The sequence below is a fragment of the Caballeronia sp. S22 genome, assembly GCF_964261745.1.
GTDB classification, from domain to species: Bacteria; Pseudomonadota; Gammaproteobacteria; order Burkholderiales; family Burkholderiaceae; genus Caballeronia; species Caballeronia jiangsuensis.
In genome coordinates, this window is sequence record NZ_OZ180039.1 from 1,218,050 (window position 1) to 1,232,522 (window position 14,473).

Consider the following 14,473-nt stretch of genomic DNA (forward strand, 5'->3'; position numbering starts at 1 on the left):
CTCGCGCGTCGCGCTGGCTCTCCTCAACGCTCCGTGGCGCACAGGATCATCAGCTCCGCGGCTTTCATGCGCGGGTCCATCGCACGCAATGCGGCGAGCAGCTTCCCGGCACGATCCGCGCCCAGCACATCGCCGGTGAGTTCCATGAACTTCGCGTCCTGCTCCTGCTCGGGCATCGGATTCTTGTCGGTGCCGATCGGGTCTTCCACGAATACATGCTCGGAGGCGCCGTTCCTGAAAGTGACCGTCACATCGGCGACGAACTTGCCCGGGTAATCTCGCTCCAGCGCCGGTTCCTGGGTGATGCGGACGCTGCGCGCCATGTCGATCACGGGCGTCATGTCGACCTTGCCGGCGAGGTAGTCCCGGTGGACCGGATAGCCATTGCCATTGCCGAGCAGCGTGAAGGCAGCCTGAATCGGCAGGCTGAACTGCACATGCTCGATGTTCCTGGGCTCGTACGCATTGGCGTTGGCCGTGCCGACGACGACATTGAAATGAGGCGAGATCTTCAGATGCACATCGGCAATCTCGTCACGACGCGCTGAAAACGGACGCAGCGCGTCGATGTAGGCATGCGTGCAGTAACACGCACAATAGGCCTTGAGCCAGACGGTAGCGATCTCGAAAGGCCGATCCAAAGCGAAGCGCTGTTCGGAGCCATCGCCCGCCGGACGTTGCAGAAAGGTGCGGAAGAAGCCCTTATTTCCGCTGAGGAACGCGCGCGGTCCCGTGATGCCGGCTCGGGCCATGTCGGCGGCGACGATGCCGTTGCGCGTGCCGATGCCAGCGTGGATGCGCTTGATGGAACCGCCGGTGGAGGTGTATTCGGTCGTGCCGGAGACATGGCTCAGTGCGATCGCCAGCGCTTGAAGGGTCGTTTCGGCATCGAAGCCGCGAAGTTTGGCGGCGACCGCCGCGGCACCGAAGTTCGACAGCGTGCCGTGCGGATGAAAGCCGCGCTGCAGCAGGTCCGGCGAGGCCAGCAGGCCGATGCGCGCGTAGACTTCGTAGCCCGCGACCATCGCGGTGATCACTTCCTCCAGCGAAGAACCGAGTTCCTCGCCGATGGCCAATGCAGCCGGGATCACGCAACTGCCCGGATGGCTGTAGCTGGGACCGTGTGCGTCGTCGTATTCGAATCCATGTCCGTAGGAACCGTTGACGAAGGCGGCGTCCATGGCGCTCATCGTCAACGTCGAGGCGCTCACGCGGCTCGTGCCCGGTCGCTGCTGGCTCGTCGCGTACTTGAGCAATTGCCCGGACCACGGCATCTTCGAAATGCCGATCTGCACTGCGAGCTGGTCGCGCATCAGCCGGTTGATGCCGGCGTGTGCGTGCGCGTCGATGTGCTCGTATTTCAGGTCCTGGATGAACTGCACCACCGCCTGTTCCAGCGGAGGGCAATTGGATGGCACCGAGGATTGTGCTTGCTGTGTGGCGGTCATGGCAGTGTCTCCTTGGAAGTTATGAAAGCAGGTTCGAGCAGGCCGTGCAGGTGCCGGTCGAAGTCAGGTCTGGTTCGGTGCCAGCGGGTCGAGAAGAACTTTGACCACGTCGTCCACTTCGTCGAATTGCAGAATGTCGCGGATCATGTTGTCCACGGTTCGCCGGGCAAGCGGTATCGCCGAATAAGGCACGCATAGCCTGAATTTGGCGATGAAATCGTCCGGAGTGAACGGATTCCTGGGATGTCCCTTCACGTAGATGCATTCTTCCATCAGCTCGCGGCCGTCGCGCAGCCTGACGGTCAGACGTGCACCCCAATCGGACACGTCGGGATTCTCTTCGGCGGTGATGCGCGTCATCAACTCGCGCACTTCGGGCCGGGAACGAGCCTCGTCGCTGTACGACTCGAGGAACACCTTGTCGTCGAATGCGGCTATGGCGACGACATAGGGCAGGCTGAACTGGCACTCGGGCACCGTGACCGGATTCCACTTCTTCTCCTGCGGCTCGCACACGGCGCGCCAGCCCGGCGTGGAGGTCTCGATGTGAATGCTCGCAATATCGCTCGCGCCGAATTCGCTTTCCTTCATCGACTCGCGGATGGCGTCGATGGACGAATGCGAGAAATAGCACGCGCTGTAGCCCTTGGTGATGATGTTTTCCATCTCCCAATGTTCGCCCAGATCCTTGAGAATGAAGTCGGGATCGGTCTGCCAGCGCGCCGTGGAGAAAAAGCCTTTGGGACCGAGCAGCACCTCGGCACGCGGCCCGGTGATGCCGCGTTGAGCCAACTGACAACAGGTAATCGCTGCCTGGCTCACCAGCCCGTGATGCATGCGCACCATCAGCGTGGCGGGCGAGTAGATGCCCATGGTGTTGGGTTGCGTCATGGTGCGCGCGATGCCCTGCGCGTTTTCCAGTTCCTCCTGCGTCAGCCCTATGAGTTTGCCGACCGCGGCCACGGCGCCAAAGATGTAGTGGCCGCCGCATTCGTGGTGCTTGATTGCGCGATTGATGACCTTATAGGCCGTGCCCAGCCGCACGAGCGTTTCCTGACCGACGGCCATCGCCGCCAAAAACGCCTTGCCCGACACCGGGCCGCAAAGGCCGGTCGCAGCAAGCAGCGTCGGCACCACGTATTCGGTGATGTGGCCAGCCTCTTCGTGCAGATCGCCGCAGTCCATCGCGCGCGGCATCGGGCCCATCGCCAGTGCGGCTTCGCTGGCCGGCACGCGGCCGCCGTAGAAGGGCAGCGGCGTTTGCGGATTGCCGCCGCGCTCCTTCACGAGCGACACGACAGCGGGGATGCCTTCCATCGCGGATCCGCCGATGGTCACGCCCATCGCATCGAGCAGGGTGTGCTTGACGTGACGGATCACGTCGGCCGGCAGGTCGGCGTATTGCGTCTCCAGCGCCATCCGGCACAGCGTGGCCATCGGGTCTTCGACTCCCTGCGGCGCGAATCTGGTCATATCGAAGTCTCCATTCTTTTGCTTTGTGTGATTTGCTGCTTCGGCGTCGTCTCTATTAACTACGATTAGTTAGGTGAAAGTGCGCGAATCGTCGCGGCGTGATTCCGGATTTGGTTTGTCACGATGTATAACGTGTCGGCGCGGGATGGGGCAATGCGTCGGGCGTGAACGTTCCGTACTCTGACAAGGCGTCTATCGACTCATCGCAGACCCGGGCGACTAAGTCTTATATAAGACATAAGACATAAGACATTTGACGAGGTAATCCGTCTCGATTACAATGGCGATAAAAGCAGCGCCCGGAACAGCCTCGGTGTGGCTGAAAAGCCTTTCCCTGAAACGCAATACCAACGGTCCCCCATGCTTGAAAACTTTCGCGCTCACGTAGCCGCACGCGCCGCGCTCGGCATTCCTCCTCTGCCGCTGACGGCTCAACAGACCGCCGAACTGGTCGAACTGCTGACCAATCCGCCCGCCGGCGAAGAGCAGATCCTGCTCGACCTGATCACCCATCGCGTGCCCGCCGGCGTGGACGAAGCCGCCCGTGTGAAGGCGGGCTTCCTGGCCGCCGTCGCGAAAGGCGAGACGGCCTGCGCGCTGATCTCGCGCGCCCGCGCCACCGAACTGCTCGGCACGATGCTGGGCGGCTATAACATCGAGCCGCTGATCGAACTGCTGTCCGATGCCGAAGTCGGCACCGTCGCCGCCGATGCGCTGAAGAAAACGCTCCTGATGTTCGATCAGTTCCACGACGTCAAGGAACTTGCCGACAAGGGCAACGCGAACGCACGCGCCGTGATCCAGAGCTGGGCCGACGCCGAGTGGTTCACGAGCCGCCCGGAAGTGCCGCAAAGCCTGACCATCACCGTGTTCAAGGTGACGGGCGAAACCAACACCGACGACCTCTCGCCCGCCCCGGACGCGACCACCCGCCCGGACATTCCCATGCACGCGCTCGCGATGCTGAAGAACGCGCGTCCCGGCATCACGCCGGAAGAAGACGGCAAGCGTGGCCCGGTCAAGTTCATCGAGTCGCTGAAGGAAAAGGGTCATCTGGTCGCGTATGTGGGCGACGTGGTCGGCACCGGTTCCTCGCGCAAGTCGGCCACCAATTCGGTGCTGTGGTTCACGGGTGAGGACATCCCCTTCGTCCCCAACAAGCGCTTCGGCGGCGTGTGCCTCGGCGGCAAGATCGCGCCGATCTTCTACAACACGATGGAAGACGCCGGCGCCTTGCCGATCGAACTCGACGTGTCGAAGATGGAAATGGGCGACGTGGTCGAACTGCGCCCGTACGAAGGCCGTGCGCTGAAGAACGGCGAAGTGATCGCCGAGTTTCAGGTCAAGTCCGACGTCCTGTTCGATGAAGTGCGCGCCGGCGGCCGCATTCCGCTGATCATCGGTCGCGGACTGACCGCCAAGGCACGCGAAGCGCTGGGTCTGCCCGCGTCGACGCTGTTCCGCCTGCCGCAGCAGCCGGCCGACAGCGGCAAGGGCTTCTCGCTGGCTCAGAAGATGGTCGGCCGCGCCTGCGGTCTGCCGGAAGGCCAGGGCGTGCGCCCCGGCACCTACTGCGAACCGAAGATGACCTCGGTCGGCTCGCAGGACACCACGGGCCCCATGACCCGCGACGAACTGAAGGACCTGGCGTGCCTCGGCTTCTCGGCCGATCTCGTGATGCAGTCGTTCTGCCACACGGCGGCGTATCCGAAGCCGGTGGACGTCAAGACGCACCAGACCCTGCCGAACTTCATCAGCACCCGTGGCGGCATCGCGCTGCGCCCCGGCGACGGCGTGATCCACTCGTGGCTGAACCGCATGCTCTTGCCTGACACCGTCGGCACCGGCGGCGACTCGCATACGCGTTTCCCGATCGGCATCAGCTTCCCGGCCGGCTCGGGCCTCGTCGCCTTTGCCGCGGCTACCGGCACGATGCCGCTGGACATGCCGGAATCGGTGCTGGTCCGCTTCAAGGGCAAGATGCAGCCGGGCGTGACCCTGCGCGATCTGGTCAACGCGATCCCGCTCTACGCCATCAAGCAAGGCATGCTGACGGTCGCGAAGCAGGGCAAGAAGAACATTTTCTCGGGCCGCATCCTTGAAATCGAAGGTCTGCCCGAGTTGAAGGTCGAGCAGGCATTCGAGTTGTCGGATGCTTCCGCCGAGCGCTCGGCCGCCGGTTGCACGGTCCATCTGAACAAGGAACCGATCATCGAATACCTCAACAGCAACATCACGCTGCTGAAGTGGATGATCGCCCAGGGCTACCAGGACCCGCGCAGCCTGCAGCGCCGTATCACGGGAATGGAGCAGTGGCTCGCCGACCCGCAATTGCTGTCGCCGGATGCGGACGCCGAGTACGCGGCCGTCATCGAGATCGATCTCGCCGACATCCACGAGCCTATCGTGGCGTGCCCGAACGATCCGGACGACGTGAAGACGCTGTCCGACGTGGCCGGCGCCAAGATCGACGAAGTGTTCATCGGCTCGTGCATGACGAACATCGGCCACTTCCGTGCCGCGTCGAAGCTGCTGGAAGGCAAGCGCGACATCCCGGTCAAGCTGTGGGTGGCCCCGCCGACCAAGATGGACCAGAAGCAGTTGACCGAGGAAGGCCATTACGGCGTGTTCGGTACGGCCGGTGCTCGTACCGAAATGCCGGGCTGCTCGCTGTGCATGGGCAATCAGGCACAGGTGCGCGAAGGCGCGACGGTCATGTCGACCTCGACTCGCAACTTCCCGAATCGTCTCGGCAAGAATACGAACGTGTATCTCGGCTCGGCGGAACTGGCCGCGATCTGCTCGCGTCTGGGCAAGATTCCGAGCAAGGCGGAGTACATGGCCGACATGGGCGTGCTCGAAGCTGACGGCGACAAGATCTACAAGTACATGAACTTCGATCAGATCGAAGACTTCAGGGAAGTGGCCGACACAGTGAAGATGTAAGCGCTATTGAGCTACGGCGTGTTGTTCTCGTCGTAGTGAAGGGCAGGGGCGCCGCGGGCATTCAGTCTGCGGCGCCTTTTTTGTTGTGGCTACATCGCTGATTGCTGGTAATTTGCGATTCCGACCTTATCGACGAGGCCGATCTGAATCTCGAGCCAGTCGATATGCTCTTCAGTGTCGTCCAGAATATCGACAAAAATCTCTCGCGACACGAAGTCCTTTACCGATTCGCAATAGACGATCGCCTCCCGGCACTTCGCCTGCGCGGATTGCTCTAGTTTCAGGTCGCACTGAAGCACTTCCAGCACATCTTCGCCAATGAGCAGCTTGTCGAGATCCTGCAAATTCGGCAATCCGTCTAGCATGAAAATTCGCTCGATCAGTCTGTCCGCGTGCTTCATCTCTTCGATCGACTCGTCGTATTCGTGCTTACCGAGTCCTTCGAAACCCCAGTGCTTGTAGAGCCGCGCATGCAGGAAGTATTGATTGATGGCGGTCAATTCGTTCTTCAATTCGGCATTCAGATACTGAATGACCTTTGGGTCGGATTGCATGATGCCTCCTTCCTCGCTGGACGGTTAGATGAAGGATAGACGACGGCTGCGAATACGCCGCGAATGCGAGCCGTTCCGAACGGCTCCCCTGTTTTTTTTCATCTCATCGCGACGTGAGGATAGTATCTTGCGGATACACGGCAATCTGGAGCAATCAGTGAAGAAAATCCTCATCATCGGGATCGGCGCGGGCAATCCGGAGTACGTCACCGTTCAGGCGATCAACGCGATGAACCGGGTCGACGTTTTCTTCGTGATGGACAAGGGCGCATCGAAAGCGAAGCTCGTCGAGTTGCGCAAGGAGATCGTCGAGCGATACGTGAAGGACCGCGATTATCGGATCGTCGAGGCAACGAGCCCTGAGCGTCGGCGGGACGTCGCGAGCTATCTCGATGCAGTCGAAACGCTGAATCACGAGAAGCAGGCCGTATTCGAGCGTCTGATCGAAGAAGAACTGCGTGATGGCGAATGCGGCGCATTTCTCGTGTGGGGCGATCCGTCGCTCTACGACAGCACGATGCGCATCATCGAAGCCATCGACCGGAGCGGGCGGCACGAGTTCGAGTATGAAGTGATTCCCGGCATCAGCAGCGTTCAGGCGCTCGCGGCGAAACATCGGGTCGCACTCAACACGATCGGGCGCGCCGTCGAGATCACGAACGGCCGAGGAATCGCGGAAGGCTTTTCGAAGAACGTCGATAGTGTGGTCGTGATGCTCGACGCACAGAACGCGTTCCGGCAGGTCGCGGATGAAGATGTCGATATATTCTGGGGCGCCTATGTGGGCACCGACGACGAAATCCTCATGGCCGGCAAGCTGCATGAAGTGATGGACGATATCGAGCGGGTACGCGCCGAAGCACGCGAGCGCAACGGCTGGATCATGGACACGTATCTCCTGAAGCGCCGCACGCAACCAAAAGACTGAAAACGAAAACTGCCATCCGAGGATGGCAGTGAAGTTCGATCCGCGTCCGGCGATCAGGCCAGTTGCCGGAGCGTCCGTGCCGCCGCGACCATGTTCTTCAGCGCCGGGATGACCTCATCCCATTGACGCGTCTTCAGGCCGCAATCCGGATTCACCCAGAGGCGCTCGGCGGGAATGCGCTCCGCCGCTTTCTTCATCAGATTGACGATGTGCTCCTGGCTCGGGATGTTCGGCGAGTGAATGTCGTACACGCCCGGCCCGATCTGGTTCGGATAGTCGAAGTCATCGAACGCGTCGAGCAGTTCCATGTCGGAGCGCGACGTTTCGATGGTGATGACATCGGCATCCATATCCGCGATCGACGCGATGATGTCGTTGAACTCCGAATAGCACATGTGCGTGTGGATCTGCGTTTCGTCGCGCACGCCGTTGGCCGTGATGCGGAACGATTCGACCGCCCAGCGCAGATACTCCTTCCACTGCGAGCGGCGCAGCGGCAGGCCTTCGCGCAGCGCCGCTTCGTCGATCTGAATCACGCGCACGCCGGCTTTTTCCAGATCGAGCACTTCCTCGCGGATCGCGAGCGCGAGCTGATGGCATGACACCGAACGCGGTTGATCGTCGCGCACGAACGACCAGTTCAGGATCGTCACCGGACCGGTGAGCATGCCCTTCATGGGCTTGTCCGTTTGCGATGCGGCATACCTGATCCACTCGACCGTCATCGCCTCGGGGCGGCTGATGTCGCCGAAAAGAATCGGCGGCTTCACGCAGCGCGAGCCGTACGACTGCACCCAGCCGAACCGGCTGAACGCATAACCGTCGAGCTGTTCGCCGAAATATTCGACCATGTCGTTGCGCTCGGCTTCGCCATGCACGAGCACGTCGAGACCGAGCGCTTCCTGCTCCTTCACGGCGCGCGTGATCTCACGCTCCATCGCGGCCTTGTAGCCTGCGTGATCGAGCGCGCCAGCCTTGAACTGGCTGCGTGCGTGACGGATTTCGCCCGTCTGCGGGAACGAACCGATGGTCGTCGTCGGGAAGGCCGGCAGACCGAGCATCGCGGCCTGCTTCTTCGCACGTTGCGCGTAGGCGCTCTGACGCTTGCCGAGCGCCGCGTCGATCTTCGCGATGGCGGCCTTGACCGTGGGATTGTTCACGCGCGGCGACCGGCGACGGCTTTCGATCGCGGCGGCGTTCGCGGCGAGCGCATCGGCGACCACGGCGCGACCCTGGTTCAACGCGCCCGCCAACACGTTCAGCTCATCGAGCTTTTGCAGCGCGAACGCGAGCCACGACTTGATTTCGGCATCGAGCTCGGTTTCGCTGTTCAGATCGACCGGAACATGCAGCAGGGAGCAGGACGGCGCGATCCAGAGACGATCTCCGAGTCGCCGATGCAGCGGCTCCAGCCATTCGAGCGTCGCGCCGAGATCGCTCTTCCAGATGTTGCGCCCGTTGATCGCACCCACGGACACGACCGCGGTTTCCGGCAAGTGCGCGACGACATCTCCGATTTCGTCACGCGCGTTGATCGCATCGATATGCAGGCCGTCGACCGGCAGCCCGCATGCGAGCGCGAGGTTGTCCTGCAACGGCCCGAAGTAGGTTGCGAGCAGCAGTCGCACGCGGCGCGCCGACAGCGCATCGTAGGCGGTAGCGAAAGCATCGCGCCATGCCGGATCGAGTTCGGTGACGAGCGCAGGTTCGTCGATCTGCACCCAGTCCACGCCCAGCGCCGCGAAATGGTCCAGAAGCGCCGCATACACCGGCAGAAGGCGCGGCAGCAGCGCGAGCTTGTCGGAGTCGTCCTTCGCCTTGCCGAGCCACAGATACGTCACCGGGCCGATGATGACGGGCTTCGCGTTCACGCCCTGAGCGCGCGCTTCGCCGAGTTGTTCGATGAGACGCGAAGCATCGAGCCTGAACTGCGTGTCCGCTTCGAACTCCGGCACGATGTAGTGGTAGTTCGTATCGAACCACTTCGTCATTTCGCCGGCCGCGACGCCGCCGCAGCACGCGGCGTGATCTTCCGCGCCCTGCGCCGAACTGCCACGCGCGACGCGGAAATAGTTGTCCAGCGCATCGCCGTGAAAGCCGCGCACGCGCTCGGGCAGGTTGCCGAGCGTGAAGCTCATGTCGAGCACCTGGTCATAGAACGCGAAGTCGCCGACGGGCACGTAGTCCAGATGCGCCTGCTCTTGCCAGTGGCGCGCGCGAAGCCCGGCGCCGGTCGCCTTCAGCGCGTCGCGCGAGGATTCGCCTTTCCAGTATTTTTCGAGTGCGAATTTCAGTTCACGCTTCGCGCCGATGCGCGGGAATCCGAGGTTGTGTGCAGTAGCCATCGTGCGGTGTCGTCCGTAGAGAATAAATCATGGACGATGATAGAATTTTTGATGCATGAATAAAAATGGATTGTTTTCATGCATCGATTAACTTTTTTCATGGAGCGGGCGATGCTGGAACGCAGTCATCTGATGGTCGTGCGGGAAGTCGAAAAGCAGGGCTCGCTGACCGCCGCCGCCGACGTGCTGAATCTCACGCAGTCCGCCCTGAGTCATACGGTCAGGAAGCTGGAGCAGCAACTGGGGACGCCGGTCTGGACGCGCGAGGGACGCAGCATGCGGCTCACGCAGGCCGGGCATTATCTGCTGGGCCTCGCGAACCGCATGTTGCCGCAGTTCGAGCAGGCGGAAGTGCGCATGAAGCAGTATGCGCAGGGCGAGCGCGGCACGTTGCGCATCGGTATGGAGTGCCATCCGTGTTATCAGTGGCTGCTGAAGGTCGTGTCGCCTTATCTCGCACGCTGGCCGGACGTCGATGTGGACGTGAAGCAGCGGTTCCAGTTCGGCGGCATCGGCGCGCTTTTCGGCTTCGACATCGACGTGCTCGTCACGCCCGATCCGCTCAGGAAGGACGGACTGCGATTCGAACCCGTGTTCGATTACGAGCAGGTGCTGGTCGTCGCCGAAAGCCATGCGCTGGCTTCCACGGCTTATGTCACGCCTGAGCAGCTTGCATCCGAAGTGCTCATCACCTATCCGGTCGAGACGGACAGGCTGGACATCTACACGCGGTTTCTGACACCGGCGAACGTGGTGCCGAGACGTCACAAGGTGATCGAAACCACGGACATCATGATGCAGATGGTCGCGAGCGGGCGTGGCGTTGCCGCGTTGCCGCGCTGGCTCGCGGAAGAATACGCGGACCGTATGCCCATCACGCCGGTCAAGCTCGGCAAGAAGGGCATCGCGAAGAAGATTTACCTCGGCGTGCGCGAGGCCGATCGGTCGATCGATTACCTTGCGGCGTTCATCGCGCTGGCGCGCGAGGCGGACTGGGCGCAGGCGCGCATCCAGGCGTGACGGCGAAGCAAGCCTCCGCTGTCGCGGCTATCGTTGCGTCATCGCCCCGACTACGTCCTGGGTCTTGACGACGGCATGCGCGAGAAACGCGTAGTTGACCATCGCGGCCTTGTAGCCGTCGCCCCAGGTCGGATGACGCGGCCCCGCCGTGGCATCGGCGACAACGTACACTTCGAAGCCCTGCTCGATCAGGTCGCGCAAGTGCGACTCGACACACATGTTGGCGAGCATGCCGCCCAGCACGACCTTGCGCACATTACGCTTTCGGAGCTGCAGCGTCAGATCATTCGTCTGAGGACCGAAAACCTTGTGCGGACTTACGACGACGGTATCGCCGTCCTCGATATACGGCTTGAATTCGTCGAGCCAGTCAGCGCCGGATTTCTCGAATCCGCTCAGATTCAGCGCTCCCGCGCGAGCGAACGTGCCGCTTGCGAACTCGTCCGCTTCGAGCGGGCCATTGAACTTCCATGCACGATCGGTCGGAAAAAAATAATGCGGCGAAATGAAAACGGCGAACTGCGCCGCTTTCGCGGCCTTGAAGATTTGCAGCATGTTCTCGACGGTTCGGTTCTCCGTCACGCTGGCTCCCACTGCGCCCCAGTTTTTCCCGAGCGGGCTGAGCACGTCGATTTGCGGATCGATAAACACGACGGCCGTGTCGGCCGGATCATATTTCATGGTTCGAGCTCCAGACGGTGTAGTTCGCACGATATCGCCCCGGCGAATTCAACACAGTGTAGGCAACGTGCCGAATCATTCAACAGGAAATCAGCGCCGCCTGGCCTCGGCTCACTCCGCAGAAAATGGAAGAAACGCGTATCGTGTCGCGTATCCACGACTTCATTCGTTCCATGAACCCTATCCGCCTCGACCCGTTGCGCGCGATCATGATCGCCGCCACCGTTTTCACACTCACGCTGACCGGGTGCGCGTCCTCGTCGCTGAGCTCGCAATCGCAGGCAGCGAGTTCCAGATCGCTCGACGCCGCCATCGACGGATCGCAACGCACCGACAAGGCCCGTGCGCGCGACATCTATCGTCATCCAAAGGAGACGTTGCAGTTCTTCGACCTCGGTCCGACCCAGGCGGTGCTGGAGATCGCTCCCGGAGGCGGATGGTACACGGATATTCTCGCGCCCTATCTGCACGACGCGGGCCAGCTTTATGAGGCGCAGTATCTCAGCACGTCCGCCGATCTCGCCGCCGAGGACAGCGATACCGATGCCGCCTATCGGCGCAAGCTCGCGAGCGCTCCGGCGGTGTATGGCAACGTCGTTGTCGGTACGTTGCACGCAGGCCGGTTCATCGGCTTCGACGCGCATGAGCGGTTCGACCGCGTGCTCACGTTTCGCAACATCCACAACTGGATCAAGGACGGACAATTCGACGCCAACCTGCGCGCGTTCCATGACGCGCTGAAGCAAGGCGGTGTGCTGGGTGTCGAAGAGCATCGCGCGCGACCCGGCACGACCGTGCAGCAAATGATCGATTCCGGCTACGTGACCGAGGCGTACGTCATAGAGCATGCACAGGCGGCCGGTTTCGTGCTGGTCGCGCGCAGCGAGATCAATGCGAACCCGAAGGATACGAAGGACTATCCGCACGGCGTGTGGTCGCTGCCGCCCACCTACAGGGGCGGTGACGTCGACCGTTCGCGCTATGCCGCGATCGGAGAGTCGGATCGCATGACGCTCAGATTCGTCAAGCCGTAGCGATCAACGGCATCACGCGATCAATCGCCGGTTCGCATCATCAGTTCTCCGTCGATCGTTTCGACGGAGAGCTTCGTCAGACACAGACCCTTCGCGCCGACCATGCAGCCCGACCTGATATCGAAGCGCAGGCCGTGCGCGGGGCATTGCAGGACATGACCGTCGAGACGGCCGTTCGCGAGCGAGGCGCCGCTGTGCGGACATGAATTGTCGATTGCGTGAACGACGCCTTCGACGTTGAAGAGCACGACGCTACGTCCTTCGACGAATGCGAGCATGCGCGAGCCGGGCGCGAGGTCGGTGCCGCCGGCAATCGATATGTTGTGCGTCATGTGTGTCGTGCTCAGTCGTGCTCAACGCCACGCGCTCAGATCGTCGCAGGGCGTGTGCGCATCCATCCAGTCGTAGGGTTCGTGCTGTCGTCCCCACGACCAGTTGTGCGCGCAAGCCTGGCGTCGCGCGGGCTTCGCATCCAGATCCGATTTCGATTCGACGGAAGCGGGGCCATTCATCGGCGAGGCGTTTTGTACATCGACGGACATGCTTGAATCTCCTTCAAAGTAATGCCCGAATGCGGACAAAGGTTCGATTGCACGGTCTTGAACGATCAAGACCGCGACAGTGAGCAGAGGCTATGCAAGCGGCTTCTGCGCAGGTTCGTTGGGCGACGCCTGCTCACGCAGAGCATCGATGCGGCTCAGGTCACGCGCATATCTCGACCGGCCGATGGCGAACGCGATCATCGCCGCGACGCTCACGAGCGGAATCAGTTGCAGCGCGCCCAGGAGGCCGATACGGTCGGCGATCGCGCCGGTGACGAGCGGACCCGGCGCGAGACCGATCAGATTGTTCGCGAGCGTCAGCGTCGCGAATGCCGAAGCATGGATCGACGCCGGAGTCAGGTTCGCCACCATCGCGCCCGCCGGGCCGGACGTGCCCGCCACGACGAGAATCCCCACGCCGAGCAGGACGAGTTGCAGCGGGCCGGCATCGAGTCGGAAGCCGATGGACAGGCACACGAGCGAGAGCAGGCAATAGACGACCGCGGTGATCCATTTGCGCGAGGGCGCATTCCTGCAGATACGGTCCGTGATGACGCCGCACGTGACCATGCCGACGCCGCCCAGCAGCACGAATACCGCTGCGCCCGCGGCTGCCTTGTCGGCGGGCAGCGCATAGTAGCGATTCAGGAAGCTGGGCATCCACGCGATCACGGCGCCCATGATGAAGAGCTGCAAGCCGCTGCCGATATACGCGCAGACCACCGAAACCGTCGAGAAAAGACCGGCCAGCAGCGTGCGCAGGCTCGTGCGCACACCGTCTTTCTGCCGTTTCGCAGCCGGGACATCGGGATACCGCGCGGCGATGCGCTTGTCCGATACGACCAGCCGGTAGGCGATCACGAGCAGCAGGCCGAAGCCGGCCATCGCGCCGAAAGACGCCCGCCAGCCGAAGTGCACGGCGACGAATCCGCCCAGCGCCATGCCGAGCACCGAGCCGAACGCGCCGCCGGCCATGAAGGCGCCGGTGAGCGTGGAGCGCAGGTGCGACGGGAAAATGCTGAGGATGAGCGCAATCCCCACGCTGCCATACGCCGCTTCGCCGAGACCGACGAAGGCGCGGGCGATCAGCATTTCGCCGTAGTTCGTGGCGACGGCGCAGCCGAGCGTCGCGACGCTCCAGAGCGCCGCCATCAGCACGAGGCTGCGCACGCGGCCCCAGCGGTCCGCGAGGACGGAGAGCGGGAACGTCAGAAGACCCACCATCAGCGCGACGACGCCGCTGAGCGAGCCCAGTTGCGTGTCGGAGAGGCCCCAGGTCTGCTTCAGCAGAGGGAATACCGCGTTGAGGACCTGTCGGGACATGTAGTCCGACAACAGTAGTCCGAATGTGAGCGCGAATACGATCCACGCGTATTTGCGCGATACGGCCTTGCCGGCGTTGATGCCGCGCGCGGCTGGCTCGATGCAGTCGATGTCCAAGATTGTCTCCTCCGATGTACGGCGTGGGCCTCGTCGTGCGCGTGTTCGCGCAGCGTGCCGTC

General features: G+C 62.3%; 12 protein-coding genes. 4 read left to right on the top strand and 8 right to left on the bottom strand.

What is annotated here, in order from left to right; genetic code table 11:
- Positions 1-23: 23 nt before the first annotated feature.
- Both ACEN42_RS37175 and ACEN42_RS37180 read right to left on the bottom strand, forming a co-directional pair.
- Complete coding sequence (locus ACEN42_RS37175; protein WP_371882569.1) at positions 24-1,448, bottom strand: MmgE/PrpD family protein; 1,425 nt, start codon at positions 1,446-1,448, stop codon at positions 24-26.
- A gap of 63 nt (positions 1,449-1,511) precedes the next feature.
- A complete protein-coding gene (locus tag ACEN42_RS37180) occupies positions 1,512-2,921 on the bottom strand; it encodes an MmgE/PrpD family protein (RefSeq protein ID WP_371882570.1) in 1,410 nt (469 codons plus the stop codon).
- A gap of 360 nt (positions 2,922-3,281) precedes the next feature.
- Between ACEN42_RS37180 and acnB the strand changes: the two genes are divergently transcribed.
- Positions 3,282-5,867 (top strand): bifunctional aconitate hydratase 2/2-methylisocitrate dehydratase, encoded by a 2,586-nt coding sequence (acnB, locus tag ACEN42_RS37185; RefSeq protein ID WP_187603644.1) that lies wholly within the window; start codon positions 3,282-3,284, stop codon positions 5,865-5,867.
- Positions 5,868-5,956: 89 nt separating this feature from the next.
- Here acnB and bfr read toward each other — a convergent pair whose 3' ends face one another.
- The gene (bfr, locus tag ACEN42_RS37190; RefSeq protein WP_371882571.1) at positions 5,957-6,421 is read right to left on the bottom strand and encodes a bacterioferritin; all 465 of its coding nucleotides are present in this window, start codon (positions 6,419-6,421) and stop codon (positions 5,957-5,959) included.
- Positions 6,422-6,578: 157 nt separating this feature from the next.
- Between bfr and cobF the strand changes: the two genes are divergently transcribed.
- On the top strand, positions 6,579-7,349 hold the full coding sequence (gene cobF / locus ACEN42_RS37195; protein ID WP_371882572.1) for a precorrin-6A synthase (deacetylating): 771 nt from the start codon (positions 6,579-6,581) through the stop codon (positions 7,347-7,349).
- 53 nt (positions 7,350-7,402) lie between these two features.
- On the opposite strand, the gene metE is transcribed toward cobF, so the two are convergent.
- Positions 7,403-9,694 carry a 5-methyltetrahydropteroyltriglutamate--homocysteine S-methyltransferase gene (gene metE, locus ACEN42_RS37200; protein WP_371882573.1) on the bottom strand — a complete coding sequence of 764 codons (2,292 nt, stop codon included), beginning with the start codon at positions 9,692-9,694 and terminating at the stop codon, positions 7,403-7,405.
- Positions 9,695-9,805: 111 nt separating this feature from the next.
- Between metE and ACEN42_RS37205 the strand changes: the two genes are divergently transcribed.
- Positions 9,806-10,714 (top strand): LysR family transcriptional regulator, encoded by a 909-nt coding sequence (locus ACEN42_RS37205; RefSeq protein ID WP_238289608.1) that lies wholly within the window; start codon positions 9,806-9,808, stop codon positions 10,712-10,714.
- 27 nt (positions 10,715-10,741) lie between these two features.
- On the opposite strand, the gene ACEN42_RS37210 is transcribed toward ACEN42_RS37205, so the two are convergent.
- The gene (locus tag ACEN42_RS37210) at positions 10,742-11,395 is read right to left on the bottom strand and encodes an isochorismatase family protein (protein WP_371882574.1); all 654 of its coding nucleotides are present in this window, start codon (positions 11,393-11,395) and stop codon (positions 10,742-10,744) included.
- Between the two features lie 173 nt (positions 11,396-11,568).
- Here ACEN42_RS37210 and ACEN42_RS37215 point away from each other — a divergent pair, with 173 nt between their 5' ends.
- Positions 11,569-12,429: a class I SAM-dependent methyltransferase gene (locus tag ACEN42_RS37215; RefSeq protein ID WP_371883198.1), complete on the top strand. Its 861-nt coding sequence runs from the start codon at positions 11,569-11,571 to the stop codon at positions 12,427-12,429.
- 20 nt (positions 12,430-12,449) lie between these two features.
- Here ACEN42_RS37215 and ACEN42_RS37220 read toward each other — a convergent pair whose 3' ends face one another.
- The 3 genes from ACEN42_RS37220 to ACEN42_RS37230 all read right to left on the bottom strand — a co-directional run bounded on the left by ACEN42_RS37220 (position 12,450) and on the right by ACEN42_RS37230 (position 14,411).
- Positions 12,450-12,761 (bottom strand): Rieske (2Fe-2S) protein, encoded by a 312-nt coding sequence (locus ACEN42_RS37220; protein ID WP_371882575.1) that lies wholly within the window; start codon positions 12,759-12,761, stop codon positions 12,450-12,452.
- Between the two features lie 21 nt (positions 12,762-12,782).
- Positions 12,783-12,971, bottom strand: coding sequence for a hypothetical protein (locus ACEN42_RS37225; RefSeq protein ID WP_035499036.1), 189 nt, complete (start codon positions 12,969-12,971; stop codon positions 12,783-12,785).
- Positions 12,972-13,061: 90 nt separating this feature from the next.
- The gene (locus ACEN42_RS37230) at positions 13,062-14,411 is read right to left on the bottom strand and encodes an MFS transporter (RefSeq protein WP_371882576.1); all 1,350 of its coding nucleotides are present in this window, start codon (positions 14,409-14,411) and stop codon (positions 13,062-13,064) included.
- Between the last annotated feature and the right edge of the window lie 62 nt (positions 14,412-14,473).

Excerpts from the sequence above, each read along its gene's own strand:
- bfr (WP_371882571.1), bottom strand. The coding sequence starts at position 6,421 with ATGCAATCCGACCCAAAGGTCATTCAGTATCTGAATGCCGAATTGAAG.
- acnB (WP_187603644.1), top strand. The coding sequence starts at position 3,282 with ATGCTTGAAAACTTTCGCGCTCACGTAGCCGCACGCGCCGCGCTCGGC.
- ACEN42_RS37180 (WP_371882570.1), bottom strand. The coding sequence starts at position 2,921 with ATGACCAGATTCGCGCCGCAGGGAGTCGAAGACCCGATGGCCACGCTG.
- metE (WP_371882573.1), bottom strand. The coding sequence starts at position 9,694 with ATGGCTACTGCACACAACCTCGGATTCCCGCGCATCGGCGCGAAGCGT.
- ACEN42_RS37215 (WP_371883198.1), top strand. The coding sequence starts at position 11,569 with ATGAACCCTATCCGCCTCGACCCGTTGCGCGCGATCATGATCGCCGCC.
- ACEN42_RS37175 (WP_371882569.1), bottom strand. The coding sequence starts at position 1,448 with ATGACCGCCACACAGCAAGCACAATCCTCGGTGCCATCCAATTGCCCT.
- ACEN42_RS37220 (WP_371882575.1), bottom strand. The coding sequence starts at position 12,761 with ATGACGCACAACATATCGATTGCCGGCGGCACCGACCTCGCGCCCGGC.
- ACEN42_RS37225 (WP_035499036.1), bottom strand. The coding sequence starts at position 12,971 with ATGTCCGTCGATGTACAAAACGCCTCGCCGATGAATGGCCCCGCTTCC.
- ACEN42_RS37210 (WP_371882574.1), bottom strand. The coding sequence starts at position 11,395 with ATGAAATATGATCCGGCCGACACGGCCGTCGTGTTTATCGATCCGCAA.
- ACEN42_RS37205 (WP_238289608.1), top strand. The coding sequence starts at position 9,806 with ATGCTGGAACGCAGTCATCTGATGGTCGTGCGGGAAGTCGAAAAGCAG.